Genomic DNA, 15,160 nt, shown 5'->3' with positions numbered 1-15,160 from the left:
GCCAACCCTAACAGCGAAAGAAAATTGCCGATCTTCCGGGAAATTTCAAAATTTAACACTAAACTCTTAGAAACCTGTTCAAATTGGCACGAACGATGAACTATCGTTTCAGCATTCAGCTCACCACCGTCTCGGTTTTCATGCTGGTCACACTGGTCTTGTCCGGCATGGCCATTGGCCTTCAATACTATTTCGGGCAACGGCAGGCGTTGTCGGCGGCCCGCAACAATTACACCCAAACCGCATCGGCGGTGGTGTCGAGACTGACTAATCTGGAACGGCAAAGTGCCGATACCGTCAGGTTAATTGCTGAGTTCCCCGCGTTGACTGACCCGAACGAATCGATTACTACTCGTCGGTTGTTTGCCAAGGCGCTGGCACAAAACCCGGTGTTTTACGGGCTCTATATTGGCCGCAGCACGGGGGATTTTTACGAGCTGATTAATCTCGATGCCAGTGCTATGGCGCGTAAAGCGTTAAACGCCGGGCCGACCGATCAATGGGTGGAAGTCCGCGTCTTCGATACGCCCACCGGGCGCGTCCGTGAGTTTCAGCATTACGATGCCGAGTTCAATCGACTTAACACACGCGACGAACCGACCAACTATGATCCTCGGCTGCGCACCTGGTATCGCCTCGCGAACAATGAAAACCGGCTGTATCAGACTGAGCCTTACCGTTTTGCGCAACTCCAGACACCCGGCGTCACTCTGTCGACCCTACTGCCGGATCAACGCTCTGTACTGGGGATCGACCTTCTGCTGCCGTCGCTGTCGGACTTCCTTCGGGATCAGGGCTTTGAAGGCCGAAACGGGGATGCGTTTATTTTCCAACAGGACGGCCAGATGCTGGCGCGGACCGATGAAGGTCCGGAGGCCGGCCCGGACCCGGCGGCGCTGCTGGTCGACATGGCCGGTAATGGCGAAACCGGTCTGCAGCCTGTCACCATCGACGGCACCCCTTACTTTGCTTATGTCAGTGATATTCCGGCGGTGAATACCCGCCAGCCACGATACTTTGGCGTTTTGGTGTCCGAACGCGTCGTGAATGAACCCTTCCTGGCGCGTTTACGCGTGTCACTGGCCGTCAGCGCCGGGCTGCTGGCGTTAATTCTGCCATTGTCCTGGGCGTTTGCTTACCCGATTGTTCGGCCGGTACGGGAGCTTGCGGCCGAGAACGAAAAAATCCGCGAACGTCGCGATGTAAAAGTCCGCCGCGTTCGTTCGCACATTGTTGAAATCGATGAACTGTCCGAGTCGATCATCAACATGGTGAAGACCATCAAGAAGCAAGAGCAGGATCAACGTGATCTGCTGGATGCGTTTATCCAACTCATTGCCGAGGCCATTGACCAGAAGTCGCCTTACACCGGTGGGCATTGTGCCCGCGTTCCGGAACTGGCGTTGCAACTGGTTAAGTCGGCCGACCAGGCCACCACCGGGCCGTTTAAAGATTTTCACGTGCGTGGCGAAGAGGCCTGGCGGGAACTGCGGGTGGCCGCCTGGTTACACGACTGCGGTAAAGTCACCACGCCGGAATTTGTCGTCGATAAAGCCACCAAGCTGGAAACCATTCACAACCGCATCCATGAAATCCGCACACGCTTCGAAGTGCTGTGGCGGGATGCCGAGATTCATTACCTGCAACAGTGCCTGAAAGCACCAGACCAACGTGCACAATGGCAAGAGGAATGCCGGCAACGGCAACAGCAGCTCACCGACGATTTCGCGTTCATCGCGGAGTGCAACATCGGCAGTGAGTTTATGAGTGAAGACAAGCAGGAACGCTTGCAGGAACTGGCGCAAACGCCCTGGCTGCGACACTTTGACGACCGCCTTGGTCTGTCGCATCAGGAAGCCAAACGCTTCCCGCCACCGCCCGAATCGTTACCGGTTTGGGAAAACCTGCTCCGGGATGCGCCAGAACATCGCATAGCGCGTGAACACAGCACCGACTACATGACGCGTCTGGGCATTCGTATGAACGTGCCCAAAGACTTATACAACCGTGGGGAGCTGCACAATCTGCTGGTCAGTTACGGCACGCTGACGGCCGAAGAACGCTTTAAAATCAACGAACACATCATCAGTACCATCCGCATGCTCGAAGCGCTGCCGTTCCCGAAAGAACTCTCTAATGTGCCCCGCTACGCGTCTACGCACCACGAACGTATGGACGGTCGTGGTTACCCACGGCAATTGCAGGGCGAGGAACTGTCGATCCCTGAACGGATGCTGGCGCTGGCTGATGTGTTCGAAGCGCTGACGGCAAGCGACCGACCCTATAAAACGGGGAAAACACTGAGCCAGACGTTGAGTATTCTGTCTTCAATGGTCGAAGAACAGCACATTGATCGCGATTCGTTTGAGTTTTTACTGACCAGTGGACTGTACCGGCAATATGCGCAAACCTACCTGCGACCGGAGCAGATTGATGCCATTAACATCAACGACTATCTGGGTTCGCGGTCACCCGAGCCAACCGGTGCAGAATGATGATCGCGGACACTGCGCGGCGATCGTCCGGTCCAGGTTTTGAAAGCACGGGAAAAGGCACTGAGTTCGGAATAACCCAGCTGTGTGCTGATGTCAGGTAAGGTCAGCGTGGAATGCTTAAGCAGACGATAGGCTTCTTTACGCCGCCACTGATCTTTTAACTGCTGAAACGATGTGCCTTCGCGTTTTAACTGTCGCCGCAACGTCGCACCGGACACCGCCAGATGCTCGGCAACCCATTGCTGATCGGTTAGCGCCTCGCCGTGTTCCGAAAACAACGACAACACCGAAGCCGAAACGCTGTCCTGCGGCTGAAACTGCACCAGCAGATTGCCCGGTGCCAAGCTGAGGAAGTCCGCCAGATCGGCCGGCGAGCGCGCCAGCGGTTGGTCGAGATAGCGTTTTGCCAGAATCACCCGACAATCCGATTGATTCACGTAGACCGGGCACTGATACATATAGGGATATTCATCGCCGTACTCGGGTGTATCAAAGGCTACATTGACCCGTTCCAGCAACAAAGGCTGGTCGATGATCCAACTCGACCATCGCAGCCAGAGCACGATAAGAGCATCGTAGAACACCGGGTGCGATGGCTCGCCTTCCGGCCCCAGGCGAAACACCAGATGCGCTTCTTCGCCCTGCTCCTGAAGATCCACCACCAGATGCGGATTGACCAACCGATAGAACTGACTGCTGCGCAGCAAGGCACGACGCAGGTTCCCGGCGGTAATGATGGCGTGCATGCTCATGGCGAACGTCCCGCTTTTTACCGGTTGCGGTAAAAAACCACCGGACTCGTCGTCGTTCTCCCGCCACAGTAACGACAGCCAACGGGCGAAGGCATCCGCTGAACTGCGGCCCTGCCCGTTTTGCACGGCCTGCAGGTTCAGGCCGGCATCAACCAAACGATCTTCACGAAAATACCCGCTGCATTCAGCTTGCTGATAATGCGCTCGTAGAATGGCGTTGGACACAGTAGCCATGGCGTTCACTGTCCGAAGGTGAGTCGGCAGTTTAACGCCCGGCCCTGTTGCCGTCGAGGTAGAGTTCGAACGGAGCACCGAGGATGCGAATGGTCAGTCCTCCCGCAACCGTTGCAGCGCCTCATCCAGATTTTTAACCGGTACGATAGTAATGCCGTCGATTGGCTTCCGGGGTTTGTTCCCGATCGGCACAATGGCTTTGCGGAAGCCGTGTTTGGCCGCTTCGACAATGCGTTCCTGGCCGTTGGGCACCGGGCGGACCTCGCCGTTCAGGCCGATCTCGCCAAATACCACCCAATCGCTCGGCAGCGGTTTGTCGCGCAGGCTCGACAGAATCGCCAACACACTGGCCAGGTCGGCGGCGGTTTCGTTCACCCGTACGCCACCCACTACGTTAATGAAGACATCCTGGTCACCGGTAAAGACGCCACCGTGTCGGTTCAGAATGGCCAGCATCATGTTCAGACGGTTGGTGTCCAACCCCACGGCCACCCGACGCGGATGACCCATGGTGGTGCCATCGACCAATGCCTGAAACTCAATCAGCAACGGGCGGGTGCCTTCCCAGACGACGGTGACGATTGAGCCGGAGGAGGATTCATCGGAACGGTTTAAAAAGATCGAGCTTGGGTTTTTCACTTCTTTCAAGCCGGTGTCGAGCATGGCAAACACGCCTAACTCGTTCACGGCGCCAAAGCGGTTTTTAATGGCGCGAAGTGTGCGAAAGCGGGAATCGCCCGAGCTTTCCAGCATCACTGAAGCATCGATCATGTGCTCCAGCACTTTCGGGCCGGCCAGCGAGCCGTCTTTGGTGACATGACCGACGATGATCAGCACCGTACCGGTTTGTTTGGCAAACCGGGTCAACCAGGCCGCAGACTCGCGCACCTGAGAGACACTGCCCGGCGCACTTTCGATGTCCGGCGCGTGCATGACCTGAATGGAGTCGATCACCAGAATGCGCGGCGTGAGCTCTTTAGATACTTCAGTGATGGCTTCGACACTGGTTTCGGAAAGAATTTTTAAGTCATCCCGTGGTAAGTTCAGGCGCTTGGCCCGCAGTGCTACCTGCTGTACCGATTCCTCACCGGTCACGTACAGCACCGACTGCTGTTTGGCGAGATGACAGAGTGTTTGCAACAGCAGCGTACTTTTACCAGCCCCCGGATGCCCGCCAATCAGCACGGCACTGCCGTTCACCAGACCACCACCCAGGACCCGGTCAAACTCACCGATCCCCGTCACCAGGCGCGCCTGCTCATCGAGATTCACATCGCTCAATGACTGTACCTTGGAGTGAGTGCCGGCATACCCTTTAAAGCGGGCATCCTGCTGAAAATCCGGACGGTTAGCCGGCCCTTTGGCTTCTTTGAACTCTTTCAGCGTGTTCCAGGCTTTGCATTCCGTGCATTGCCCCTGCCATTTGGAAAACTCGGCACCGCAATCGGTACAGACAAATTGAATCTTGGTTTTAGCCACTGTGCATCCGTCCAGTAAATCGTGCGGTTGTTATATCGAAAGCGCACTTCAAGCGCAACCGCCAAAGTCGTTGCTATACTGAGTTAATGGATTCAAAAACCGGGCAAAACCGACAATTTCTGCTCCTTGGATTGGCACTCTTCTGCCTGCTGCTCTCACCTGCGTGGAGTCAGGAATTGCTATTGGAAGATCGCCCGGTTCCGATCAATGGTGCCTGGCAGGTACTGAACCCCGATATCGAAATCACCTCAATCGAACAGGCATTGCAGCGAACGGACAGCGATTGGCAACCCATCGACAATCCGGCCGGCAGTGTGGGCATGACCGAAGGTGCACACTGGCTGAAACTATCGCTGAACAACCGCAGTGATATTCAACGCTGGTATATTGTGTTCAACAATCGCGGTATTAATCACGTTTCCGGATGGTGGCTGACGCCAGAAGGCATTATCGACACCTTTACTATCGGCGCGGCACGCCCTTACGAGGACAGTCGGCACCTGCCACTGCCGCAACTGAACACGCCCCTGCCGGACACCAACGGCCAATCTCTTGTACTGCTGGTGAAGATTGAACATGTCGGTTACCTCGATGTGAATGGAAGATTGTACCCGGCCGAGCAGGCGATGATCGAATTCCGCCAGGACGGCATGATTGAGTGGCTGTTTTACGGCATCTACATCGCCTTCCTGACGTTACATCTGGGTCTGTTTCTGTCCAGTCGCGATCTCAGCCACTTAGGCTACGTTGCCTTCGTCGGCTCGGCGTTTTTGTTTTTTCTCTATGCCGAAGGGTACACCTACAGCCTGTTTCGCTACTCGTCGTCCCTTGCTTACCTGATTGGGCAAAGCAGCATTGCACTGATCAGTATTTCGTCGGCTTTTTTCACGCTGACGTACCTGAGTCTGAATCGTTCGCGTGCTCGCTGGCTCATGTATGCCATCATGATCCTCGGGGCGTCTTTTATTGCCGGGCGCATGGTTTCGAAAGCGTTTCCGATCTTGCCGCTGGGTTCGCTGTTGGCGATCCTGACGTTTGTTGTCATCCCACTGATTTCTTTGCATCAGCACCGGCATCAACAGTCGCCCTATGCCCTGTCATTTTTTCTCGCCTGGTCGCTATGGAGTTTACTGACCGCCATCGTCACGCTGGCCACCTTCGGAGTCATCCGCGCCGATGTGTCCATGCTGTGGATCTATCTGAAAATTGCCTTTGCGGCGCACAATCTGGTGTTGACCTGGTCAGTGGGTTTGCGCATGCGGGAGCTGTTCAACAGTCGCAAACAGGCGCGTGCGGAAAGTGAGGCGAAATCGAACCTGATCGCACAGGTCTCGCATGAAATCCGTACGCCGATGAATGGCATCATCGGTACCAGCCAGCTCTTGGAAGCGCACCTGCATGGCAAAGAAGCGCATCACCTCAACGACGTAATTTTCCACAGTGGGACAACACTGCTGACCATCATTAACGATTTGCTGGATTTATCCCGGCTGGAAACCGGACGAATACGGTTACGCCCGGAACCGGTGGATCTACGTAAACTGATGGGTCAGGTGTTCCAGATTCTCAATAGCCAGATTAAACAGAAGAAACTTCAATACGAACTGACGGTAAGCGACCATGTGCCCGACTGGGTAGAGCTGGACCCGGTTCGTTTGCGACAGGTGTTGCTCAACATTGTCGGCAACGCCATTAAGTACACCGACCAGGGCCAGGTCCGGATGACCGCTGACTATCGTCATCCAAGTCTGTCCATTCAAATCGACGATACCGGTCGGGGCATTCCAGAAACGCATCTGAAAAGTCTGTTTCAACCCTACGTTCAGGTACGCCAGGATGCAGAAGAAGAACGCAAAGGCACCGGTCTTGGTTTGCACATCGCACAGTCACTGGTCGACTTGATGGAGGGTCACCTTTCACTGGAATCAACAGAAGGCCAGGGCACCACGGTTCAACTGTTGGTTCCTACCCGCATTGTTGATCCGCCGTTCACAGATAAAGAACCGTCGCAGGCTGCAGAAGTCCGTACGCTCCGGATATTGATTGCCGATGACAACCCGGTCAATCGCACCGTTTTAACAGGCTTGTTAAAACGGCTGGGTCATCAGGTCACCGAAACCTGCGATGGCACACAGGTGGTCAGTGAATACTTTGAACACTTCGAGCAGTACGACGTCATCCTTATGGATTGCGAAATGCCGCAAATGGACGGTTTTACCGCAACGCGAAAAATCCGCGAGATTGAAGTCGCCAAACATGTGTCACCGATTCCGATTCTGGCAGTAACCGCACATTCGCTTGAAACCTATGGTGATGAGATACTGGCGTCAGGAATGGATGGGCATCTGAGCAAGCCGGTCACACTGGATGCGCTGGCAACCGCCCTTCAGGCGCTTTAAACTGTCCTCGATTCAGACATTCACGCAAACAGACGGACACCCGCCCCATGACAACCGAACGGATGAACTGGCACCAGCTACTGACAACCGAACGACACGGCCATGAACGCCTGGGTCATGAAGACATGGGTCGCAGTCATTTTCACAAAGATCACGATCGCATTGTGTTTTCGGGCGCGTTTCGCAAGCTCGGTGGTAAAACCCAGGTGCATCCGCTGGCTAAGTACGACCACATTCACAATCGCCTGATCCATTCGATGGAAGTCGGCAGTGTCGGTCGCAGCCTGGGCATTCGAGTCGGGGAAACCATTCGCGATCAACTACCGCCGGGGTTTCAACCGGATGATCTCGGCATCATTGTGCAAGCGGCCTGTCTGGCGCACGACATTGGCAACCCACCGTTTGGGCACGCAGGCGAGTACGCTATTCAGGATTGGTTCAAACGACCGGACAATCAAAAGTATCTGTCTGGTCTGACCGATGCACAAAAACGTGATTTCGAAATGTTCGAAGGCAATGCGCAGGGCTTTCGAACGCTCGCGCAAACCGAGTACCACCTGAACAATGGCGGCTTGCGATTAACCTTCCCGACGCTCGGTGCGTCGTTGAAGTATCCGTGGACTGCGAGTGGCGCGAACCACAAAGGCAAGTTCAGTTGCTTCCAGAGTGAAGAACGCATTCTGCAGGAACTGGGTCATAAACTCGGGCTCATTCGCATCGATGAACATCGCTTTGCCAGACACCCGCTGAGCTATTTGATGGAAGCGGCCGATGACATCTGTTATGCGCTGATCGATTTGGAAGATGCCGTCGAGCTGAGCATCATCGAGTTTGCCGACGTCGAGGAAATCTTTCTCGACATTCAGGGCACCAAAGTGCTGGCGCTGGATGACAGCGGTAACGTTTCTGCGGCGCGGCAACTATCGGCGTTGCGCAGCAAAACCATTGGCTGCATTGTCGATGCGGTGGTCGCCACCTTTGTCCGGGAGATGGACAGCATTCTCTCCGGTCAGTTCCAGGGCGACCTGATCGCTTCCTGCCCGGACCAGATCCGCAATGGCATCGGCCGTGCCAAAGACCTGGCCTTCAACAAAGTCTTCATGGATGTGCAGAAAACCGAAACCGAAATCGGTGCTTACACCGTGTTGTCGACGTTGCTTGAAACCTTCATTGAGGCCGGCTTCGAGTTTCATCAGAAACGCGATGCCAAGCAGTTGTCTTACCGCACCAAACGCGTCTTCGATCTGATGTCCGGCGAAGCGCCCGGACCGCAGATGAGTCAGTATGAAATCTACCAACGCATGGTTGATAACATCGCGGGCATGACCGATAACTACGCTTCTTATCTGGCCCGTCAGATTTCCAGCCCGGGCTGACCCGCCAGCCGTTTCAACCAGCGAACATAGGCAGTAAACTGGCGCTCTTTCGTTAGGTACTGGAAGACAATCTCATATGAAACGACCTGATCATCTGTACATGTCGTCTCAGACACTTCACGGCGTGGCCTCTTCGTTACTGGTGACGCCAACCGAAATTCCCTGGCAAACGGTCACGGAATTTTTTGTCGCGCGCTTTCCGCATCTGAACCCGCAAGCCCTGGCCGCTAAAATTGCCGCCGGTCGGGTATATTACGACGACGGCTCACCGGTTCCGGTCGATGCGCCCCTGATTCCCGGTCAGCGTTTCTGGTACTTCCGGGAAAACCCGAACGAGCCGGATATCCCTTTCGACGCCGACATACTGTATGAAGACGAACAGATTCTGGTGGTCGATAAACCGCACTTTCTGTCGACGACCCCGGTTGGGCAGTTCATGAAGCATACGGTCACCACCCGTTTGCGCAATCGCACCGGCAACATGGCGATCACGCCGGCTCATCGGCTCGACCGGGCGACTGCGGGTGTCCTGCTGCTCACCAAGCAACGAGCGGTACGCGAGGCCTACCAAAGTCTTTTTCTGCGCCGGGAAGTTGAAAAAACCTATCATGCGCTTTGCCATCCCAACCCGGAGCTGCCAGAGCAGTTCGAGATTAATCTGCACCTGAAAGAAAACACCGACAACATGTTTGTCCGGGTGCTGGACGCGCCACCAAACAGTCACACTTCGGCAAAACGGCTGGCGCGCCACTCCACCGGTGATCTCTATGAACTGCGCCCGAGCAGTGGCCGGAAACATCAGCTGCGTTGTCAGATGGCGCATTTAGGGGCCGGCATTGTCAATGACATCTGGTACCCGGTTGCGCAGGATCCGTCACCGGATGACTTTTCCCGGCCGCTGCAACTGCTGGCGAAGAAGCTGGCGTTTATCGACCCGTTCAGTGGGCAACGACGCGAATTTGTCAGCCGTAAACAACTCACGGAAATCGACACCGATGAGTCTTGATCTGAATCGCGGCGAAGCGGTTGGGATTCATCTATACTGCCCACCTTGTCCTGAGCCCTGACCCTGTCCATGATACCGCTGTTGCTGAAAAACCGTTCCCGTTTCTTCGCCCTGACTGCCCTGTTGATCGTATTACTGATCCCGATGACTTCATTGGCCGAGACCATTGGGTTAACCGACGCGCAGATGAAGACGGTCATGATTCTATTACTGGCCGGAACACTTTGGGCCAGCGAATGGATTCCGTTGTTCATTGTCAGCTTTATTATTCTCGCGCTTGAGCTGACCTGGCTGACTCCCAGTATTATTGCTGAAGGTCTGACGGTGTCGGACAGTCAGTTTTTCGCGCCGTTCTTTTCTAACATCATTCTTTTGTTTATGGGCGGCTTTGTTCTGTCCAGCATCCTGCAGAAAGCATCACTCGATGCCCGCTTTGCTCACTGGATTTTAAAAGTGACCGAAGGCAAGCCGGCGCAAACCATGCTCGGCATCATTCTCGCCTGTGCCTTTCTGTCGATGTGGATGTCCAACACGGCAACCACCGCCATGATGCTGACGTTGGTATTACCGCTGATCAAACGCATGCGGGCCGACGTGCCGTTCCGCGTTGGCTTGGTATTGGCCATCCCGTTGGCTTGTAACCTCGGCGGCATCGGGACTCCCATCGGAACGCCGCCGAATGCCATTGCCATGAGTTATCTGGCGGCGAAAGGCATTACCATCAGTTTCGGCCAGTGGATGCTGTTCACGCTGCCGTTTCTGGCTTTAGCGCTGCTGGTGCTCTGGGTCGCGTTACTGAAATTTTACCCGGCAGGCGATGAACGCCTGACGCTCCCTGACGTTGAACACCGCCCTCTCAAACCGAAACAATGGCTGTCCATCGGTATCTTTTTAATCACGGTCGTCGGTTGGCTCATCGGCGGGCAGTTCGGGCTCAACACCGGCACCGTTGCCCTGTTTCCGATTATTGCCTCGTTCTGGATCGGGCTGCTCGATCAAAGCGATTTTCGTGCATTACCGTGGGACGTGTTATTCATGGTGGCCGGCGGGATTGCGCTGGGCGTCGCCATTGATATGACCAACCTGGGCGATGTTATTGTCAGCGTTCTTCCGGTCTCCGGCAGCTACCCGGTTCTGGTCGCGGCCATTGTGCTGCTCGGTGCGGTGCTCGGAACGGTGATGAGTAATACCGCTACTGCCGGCTTACTGATACCCTTGATCGTCTCGTTCAGTTTGCCGCAAAACTATTTATTGGTGCTGATTCTCGCCGTCACCCTGAACTGCTCGACAGCGATGATTTTACCGGTCTCGACGCCACCGAACGCCATTGCCTTTGGTTCGGGTGTCATTCAGGCAAGAGACCTGGCTCGTATGGGTATTCTGCTGGCGGCTTTAGGTATCTTTATTGCCTTTACAATCGGACCTCTTTACTGGTTTTCGGTACTTTAAAAATAACAATGAGAATGCTCTATGGATGTGTATATTCAGAAATGTCAGAACTGCGGATCCCGCAATCTGAGAAACATCTTGTCACGCGAATCGGCCCAACATGTGTATGTGCAATGTCGGGACTGTGAACACTTTGTCGCCCGTTATGTGGTTGCCTCCGGTGGCTATTTTCACGAGGGTCGGGACTACGAAAGCTTTCTGCGTACCGTCACCCTGGACAGCGGCTTTACCTCCGGACGCGACTTAAAAGCTGTGTTTGACGAAGTCGCTGAAAGCAGCCGCAAAGGCTTTGGTAAAGCCCTGCAGGCCGCCAACGACAAGTACGGTGACGAGTTACCCTGATCTGTCCTGACCCGTGGGTGCGTATAGTCTGCTAAATCTGTTCAGAGACTCAGACCATGCGCACACTGCTTCTGGCCGCTTCGGCCATGTTTCTTTCCGCCTGCGCTCAATTGCAGGTCAGCAACTACCGCGATACGCCTATCCAGTTCGATCCAATCCGGTTCTTTAATAACGACCTCATTGCCGAGGGCATCGTCATGAATCGGCGCGGGGAAGTGACCCGCTACTTCACGGCAGAGATTAAGGCGACCTGGGACGAACAGGGCGGTGTTCTCGACGAAGTCTTTCAGTGGAGCGATGGCGAAGTCCAGACCCGGGTCTGGCGTTTCAGCGCCCATGCGGACGGCAGCTACACTGGTACAGCCGGCGATGTCATTGGTGAAGCCACCATGGTCTATGCCGGCAACGCAATCAACATGGACTACCGGCTCGATGTACCACTGAGCAATGGCAACAGCATTGCCATTAACATGGACGACTGGTTGTATCAGGTCAGTGATCGCACGCTGGTCAATGTCACCGAAATGAAGAAGTTTGGCTTCCGTGTCGGGCGGGTTGTGTTAAGCATGCGCGTCGTTGATGAGCCGGCTTCCTAACCCGGTTCAGAAGCTTGATCGGCTCAGGGGCGCGCAGTAAGCTGGCCTTTTCCTAATCCACGCTTGGACCCAAACCATGATGATTACTGACGCCGAGGATTTCTTTACCAAAGGCTGTGGCCGCTGTGATCGGTTTGATACCCCTGACTGTTCAACCAAACCCTGGTTAGACGGCCTCACTGCTCTGCGTCGGCTTTGCCTCGAGGCCGGGCTTGAAGAGACGGCGAAATGGGGCCATCCCTGTTATATGCATGCGGGTCGCAACATTGCCCTGTTTGGCGCGTTTCGGACGGATTTCCGGTTCAGCTTTTTTAATGCCGAACTGCTGAAAGACTCAGAGGGTATTCTTGAGCCGAATGGTCCAAACGCCGCAACCCCCAGTGTCGTGCGCTTTACCGACAACCAACAGGTAAAAAAACTGGCCCCCGTTCTTCGGGCTTACATTGATGAGTTAAAGCGTTGTGCCGACGCTGGCATTAAGCCTGTAAAAGTTGAACGGGAGCTGACCCTCCCGGATGAGTTGGCCGAAGCGCTGGATGCCGATCCGGAACTTGCCGAAGCGTTTCATGCGCTGACCCCTGGCCGCCAGAAGAGCTACATCATCAACATCGGCGGTGCAAAAAAGTCCGAAACCCGGATCGCCCGAATCGAAAAATTTCGCGATAAAATTTTCGCAGGGAAAGGCGCAATGGACCGCTGACACCATCACCCGGCTCGATAGCCGGGATCACGCCAAGCGCATTCCCAACGGTTATTCACTGATCTATGCTGGTCGGATAACAATAACGAGACCCGTATAAGGATACGCTGCATGGCAACTTTCCCGACGGCGGAACGACTGGCTGCCGAGACTCACACAGTCGAAAACACGCCACCCCTGCTGGAAAACATCAATCTGTTCGATTCCGATCTGACGCTGCTCGAATGTCTTGATCGGGGCCAGGCCGGCTGGGCCAGTGGGCAACTGTCGGAACTGGGCGCCATAGTCGGTTCAGCCGAGCGTTTACAAGCGGCCATGGAGGCCAATCGGGTTCGGCCTGCACTCGCCACGCATGACCGGTATGGGCACCGTATCGACGAGGTCACCTTTCACCCCGGTTATCACGATTTCATGACGCTCTCGAAAGCCAACGGGCTGACCGGAAGCCCTTGGGAAAAAGCTCAGCCCGGAGCGCATGTGGCTCGAGCCGCCGGTAGCTATCTGGTCAGTCAGGTCGAGGCTGGGCATTGCTGTCCGATCACGATGACCTTTGCCTCAGTGCCTACGCTGCTGAAACAACCGGACATCGCCGATGAATGGATACCCAAAATCCTCAACCGTGCGTATGAGCCTGGCAATGTGCCCTACTTTGAAAAACAGAGCGTGACCATCGGCATGGCGATGACCGAAAAACAGGGTGGCAGTGATGTCCGCGCCAACTCGACCCGGGCCGAGGCGATCGACCCGGAATCACCGAAAGATGGGTTTGAACTGATCGGTCATAAGTTTTTCGCGTCGGCACCGATGTGCGATGCCTTTCTGGTCCTGGCCTATACCGACGTCGGTCTGTCCTGTTTCCTGGTGCCGCGCTGGCGACCGGATGGCAGTAAAAATCCGATTCAGTTTCTGCGCCTGAAAGACAAGATGGGGAATGTGTCCAACGCCTCTTCCGAAATCGAACTGCGTGGCGCCTTCGGTTGGCTGATTGGCGAAGAGGGACGCGGTGTCGCCAACATTCTGGAAATGGTGGCACTGACGCGGTTCGACTGTTTGGTGTCTTCAGCCGCCGCCATGCGCCAACACATGACACAGATTCTGCACCATACTCAACATCGGGCCGCCTTCGGGAAAAAGCTGATCGACCAACCGCTGATGCGCAACCTGTTGGCGGATTTGGAACTGGAAGCCGAAGCCGCCACCCTACTCGCTTTTCGGGTGGCTCAGGCACTGGATGGTCAGGCACAGGGCCATCGCGATGAAGGCGCCTTTGCTCGTCTGGCCACCGCCATCGGCAAGTACTGGGTTTGTAAGCGTCAGCCGAACCATGCTTATGAAGCGATGGAAACCATTGGCGGCTCCGGCGTGATGGAAAACTCGGTAATGCCGCGCCTGTATCGCGACGCGCCCATTAACACCATCTGGGAAGGCTCTGGTAATGTTCAGTGTCTTGACGCGCTGCGGGCCATTCAGAGAGATCCGGATTCGTTAGCCGCCGTCATGGCTGAGATCGAGCTGGCTAAAGGCCTGAATGCTCACTTCGACGACCACCTGCAAGGCTTGCAGCAGCAACTGACGCAAACCGAAGACCTTGAGTTCCGGGCGCGATCGTTGGTGCAATCTCTGGCTCTGGCGCTGCAGGCATCACTCATGCTCCGGCATATGCCGACCAGCCATGCACATGCGTTTTGTGACGCCCGGTTTCATGCCCATGGGTTAACTTATGGACTGTTACCGCCCGGCACCGATTGCGAGGCGATACTGGAACGCGGCCGGCACCTGACGTAGAGCCCACTCAACAGACACAAAAAAAGGGTGCACAGGGCACCCTTTGTCTGCGGAGGCGTCGAGCTTATTTGTGCTCGACCAGTTCAATTTCATATTCCACGGTGCCACCAGGTGTTTTTACATTCACCACATCGCCTTCTTCTTTCCCGATTAAGGCACGGGCAATCGGCGAGTTTACGGAGATTTTATTCACCTTCACGTTGGCTTCGTCGTCACCGACAATTTTATAAGTAACGCCCTGATCGGTTTCGGTGTTCAGCAACGTAACCGTGGTACCAAAAATGACTTTCCCGGTGTTCGGGATATCGTGAACGTTAATCACCTGCGATGCTGACAGTTTTCCTTCGATGTCAGCAATGCGCCCTTCAATAAAGCCCTGCTGTTCACGCGCTGCGTGGTATTCGGCATTTTCTTTCAGGTCGCCGTGTTCACGCGCTTCCGCAATGGCAGCGATCACTTCCGGACGCTTGACGGATTTCAGTTCTTTCAGTTCGGCCTGCAGCGCCAGTTCGCCTTCAACGGTCATCGGATAACGTTGCATGTGCGT

General features: G+C 55.2%; 12 protein-coding genes. 9 read left to right on the top strand and 3 right to left on the bottom strand.

Features of this window, described 5'->3' with window-relative positions:
* The first annotated feature begins 95 nt into the window (after positions 1-95).
* On the top strand, positions 96-2,495 hold the full coding sequence (locus MED297_RS13915) for an HD domain-containing phosphohydrolase (RefSeq protein WP_008045959.1): 2,400 nt from the start codon (positions 96-98) through the stop codon (positions 2,493-2,495).
* Here the strand turns inward: MED297_RS13915 and MED297_RS13910 are convergent.
* Both MED297_RS13910 and radA read right to left on the bottom strand, forming a co-directional pair.
* Positions 2,453-3,481, bottom strand: coding sequence for an AraC family transcriptional regulator (locus MED297_RS13910; RefSeq protein WP_008045958.1), 1,029 nt, complete (start codon positions 3,479-3,481; stop codon positions 2,453-2,455). The genes MED297_RS13915 and MED297_RS13910 overlap by 43 nt on opposite strands.
* Before the next feature lie 93 nt (positions 3,482-3,574).
* A complete protein-coding gene (gene radA / locus MED297_RS13905) occupies positions 3,575-4,960 on the bottom strand; it encodes a DNA repair protein RadA (RefSeq protein ID WP_008045951.1) in 1,386 nt (461 codons plus the stop codon).
* 86 nt (positions 4,961-5,046) lie between these two features.
* Between radA and MED297_RS13900 the strand changes: the two genes are divergently transcribed.
* From MED297_RS13900 to MED297_RS13865, 8 genes are all read left to right on the top strand, one after another.
* On the top strand, positions 5,047-7,359 hold the full coding sequence (locus tag MED297_RS13900; RefSeq protein ID WP_008045950.1) for a hybrid sensor histidine kinase/response regulator: 2,313 nt from the start codon (positions 5,047-5,049) through the stop codon (positions 7,357-7,359).
* A 47-nt stretch (positions 7,360-7,406) separates the two neighbouring features.
* Positions 7,407-8,735, top strand: coding sequence for a deoxyguanosinetriphosphate triphosphohydrolase (locus MED297_RS13895; protein ID WP_008045949.1), 1,329 nt, complete (start codon positions 7,407-7,409; stop codon positions 8,733-8,735).
* A 76-nt stretch (positions 8,736-8,811) separates the two neighbouring features.
* Positions 8,812-9,741: a pseudouridine synthase gene (locus MED297_RS13890; RefSeq protein WP_008045948.1), complete on the top strand. Its 930-nt coding sequence runs from the start codon at positions 8,812-8,814 to the stop codon at positions 9,739-9,741.
* Positions 9,742-9,810: 69 nt separating this feature from the next.
* Positions 9,811-11,190, top strand: coding sequence for an SLC13 family permease (locus MED297_RS13885; RefSeq protein ID WP_008045947.1), 1,380 nt, complete (start codon positions 9,811-9,813; stop codon positions 11,188-11,190).
* Positions 11,191-11,211: 21 nt separating this feature from the next.
* Positions 11,212-11,532, top strand: coding sequence for a hypothetical protein (locus tag MED297_RS13880; protein WP_008045946.1), 321 nt, complete (start codon positions 11,212-11,214; stop codon positions 11,530-11,532).
* A gap of 56 nt (positions 11,533-11,588) precedes the next feature.
* Positions 11,589-12,128 carry a DUF3833 domain-containing protein gene (locus tag MED297_RS13875; protein WP_008045945.1) on the top strand — a complete coding sequence of 180 codons (540 nt, stop codon included), beginning with the start codon at positions 11,589-11,591 and terminating at the stop codon, positions 12,126-12,128.
* Between the two features lie 76 nt (positions 12,129-12,204).
* Positions 12,205-12,828 (top strand): YdeI/OmpD-associated family protein, encoded by a 624-nt coding sequence (locus MED297_RS13870; protein ID WP_202594550.1) that lies wholly within the window; start codon positions 12,205-12,207, stop codon positions 12,826-12,828.
* 111 nt (positions 12,829-12,939) lie between these two features.
* Positions 12,940-14,613, top strand: a complete 1,674-nt coding sequence (locus MED297_RS13865) for an acyl-CoA dehydrogenase family protein (protein ID WP_008045943.1) — start codon at positions 12,940-12,942, stop codon at positions 14,611-14,613.
* A 64-nt stretch (positions 14,614-14,677) separates the two neighbouring features.
* On the opposite strand, the gene greA is transcribed toward MED297_RS13865, so the two are convergent.
* Positions 14,678-15,154: a transcription elongation factor GreA gene (greA, locus tag MED297_RS13860; RefSeq protein WP_008045942.1), complete on the bottom strand. Its 477-nt coding sequence runs from the start codon at positions 15,152-15,154 to the stop codon at positions 14,678-14,680.
* Between the last annotated feature and the right edge of the window lie 6 nt (positions 15,155-15,160).

The sequence above is a fragment of the Reinekea blandensis MED297 genome (assembly GCF_000153185.1).
Lineage (GTDB): Bacteria > Pseudomonadota > Gammaproteobacteria > Pseudomonadales > Natronospirillaceae > Reinekea > Reinekea blandensis.
The sequence above is the reverse complement of the archived record's forward strand: the minus strand, read 5'-3'. Positions and strand labels throughout refer to the sequence as shown.

Bases quoted from the DNA above. Each gene is read 5' to 3' on its own strand.
- MED297_RS13915 (WP_008045959.1), top strand. From the start codon at position 96: ATGAACTATCGTTTCAGCATTCAGCTCACCACCGTCTCGGTTTTCATG.
- MED297_RS13910 (WP_008045958.1), bottom strand. From the start codon at position 3,481: ATGGCTACTGTGTCCAACGCCATTCTACGAGCGCATTATCAGCAAGCT.
- MED297_RS13900 (WP_008045950.1), top strand. From the start codon at position 5,047: ATGGATTCAAAAACCGGGCAAAACCGACAATTTCTGCTCCTTGGATTG.
- MED297_RS13895 (WP_008045949.1), top strand. From the start codon at position 7,407: ATGACAACCGAACGGATGAACTGGCACCAGCTACTGACAACCGAACGA.
- MED297_RS13890 (WP_008045948.1), top strand. From the start codon at position 8,812: ATGAAACGACCTGATCATCTGTACATGTCGTCTCAGACACTTCACGGC.
- MED297_RS13885 (WP_008045947.1), top strand. From the start codon at position 9,811: ATGATACCGCTGTTGCTGAAAAACCGTTCCCGTTTCTTCGCCCTGACT.
- MED297_RS13880 (WP_008045946.1), top strand. From the start codon at position 11,212: ATGGATGTGTATATTCAGAAATGTCAGAACTGCGGATCCCGCAATCTG.
- MED297_RS13875 (WP_008045945.1), top strand. From the start codon at position 11,589: ATGCGCACACTGCTTCTGGCCGCTTCGGCCATGTTTCTTTCCGCCTGC.
- MED297_RS13870 (WP_202594550.1), top strand. From the start codon at position 12,205: ATGATGATTACTGACGCCGAGGATTTCTTTACCAAAGGCTGTGGCCGC.
- MED297_RS13865 (WP_008045943.1), top strand. From the start codon at position 12,940: ATGGCAACTTTCCCGACGGCGGAACGACTGGCTGCCGAGACTCACACA.
- greA (WP_008045942.1), bottom strand. From the start codon at position 15,154: ATGCAACGTTATCCGATGACCGTTGAAGGCGAACTGGCGCTGCAGGCC.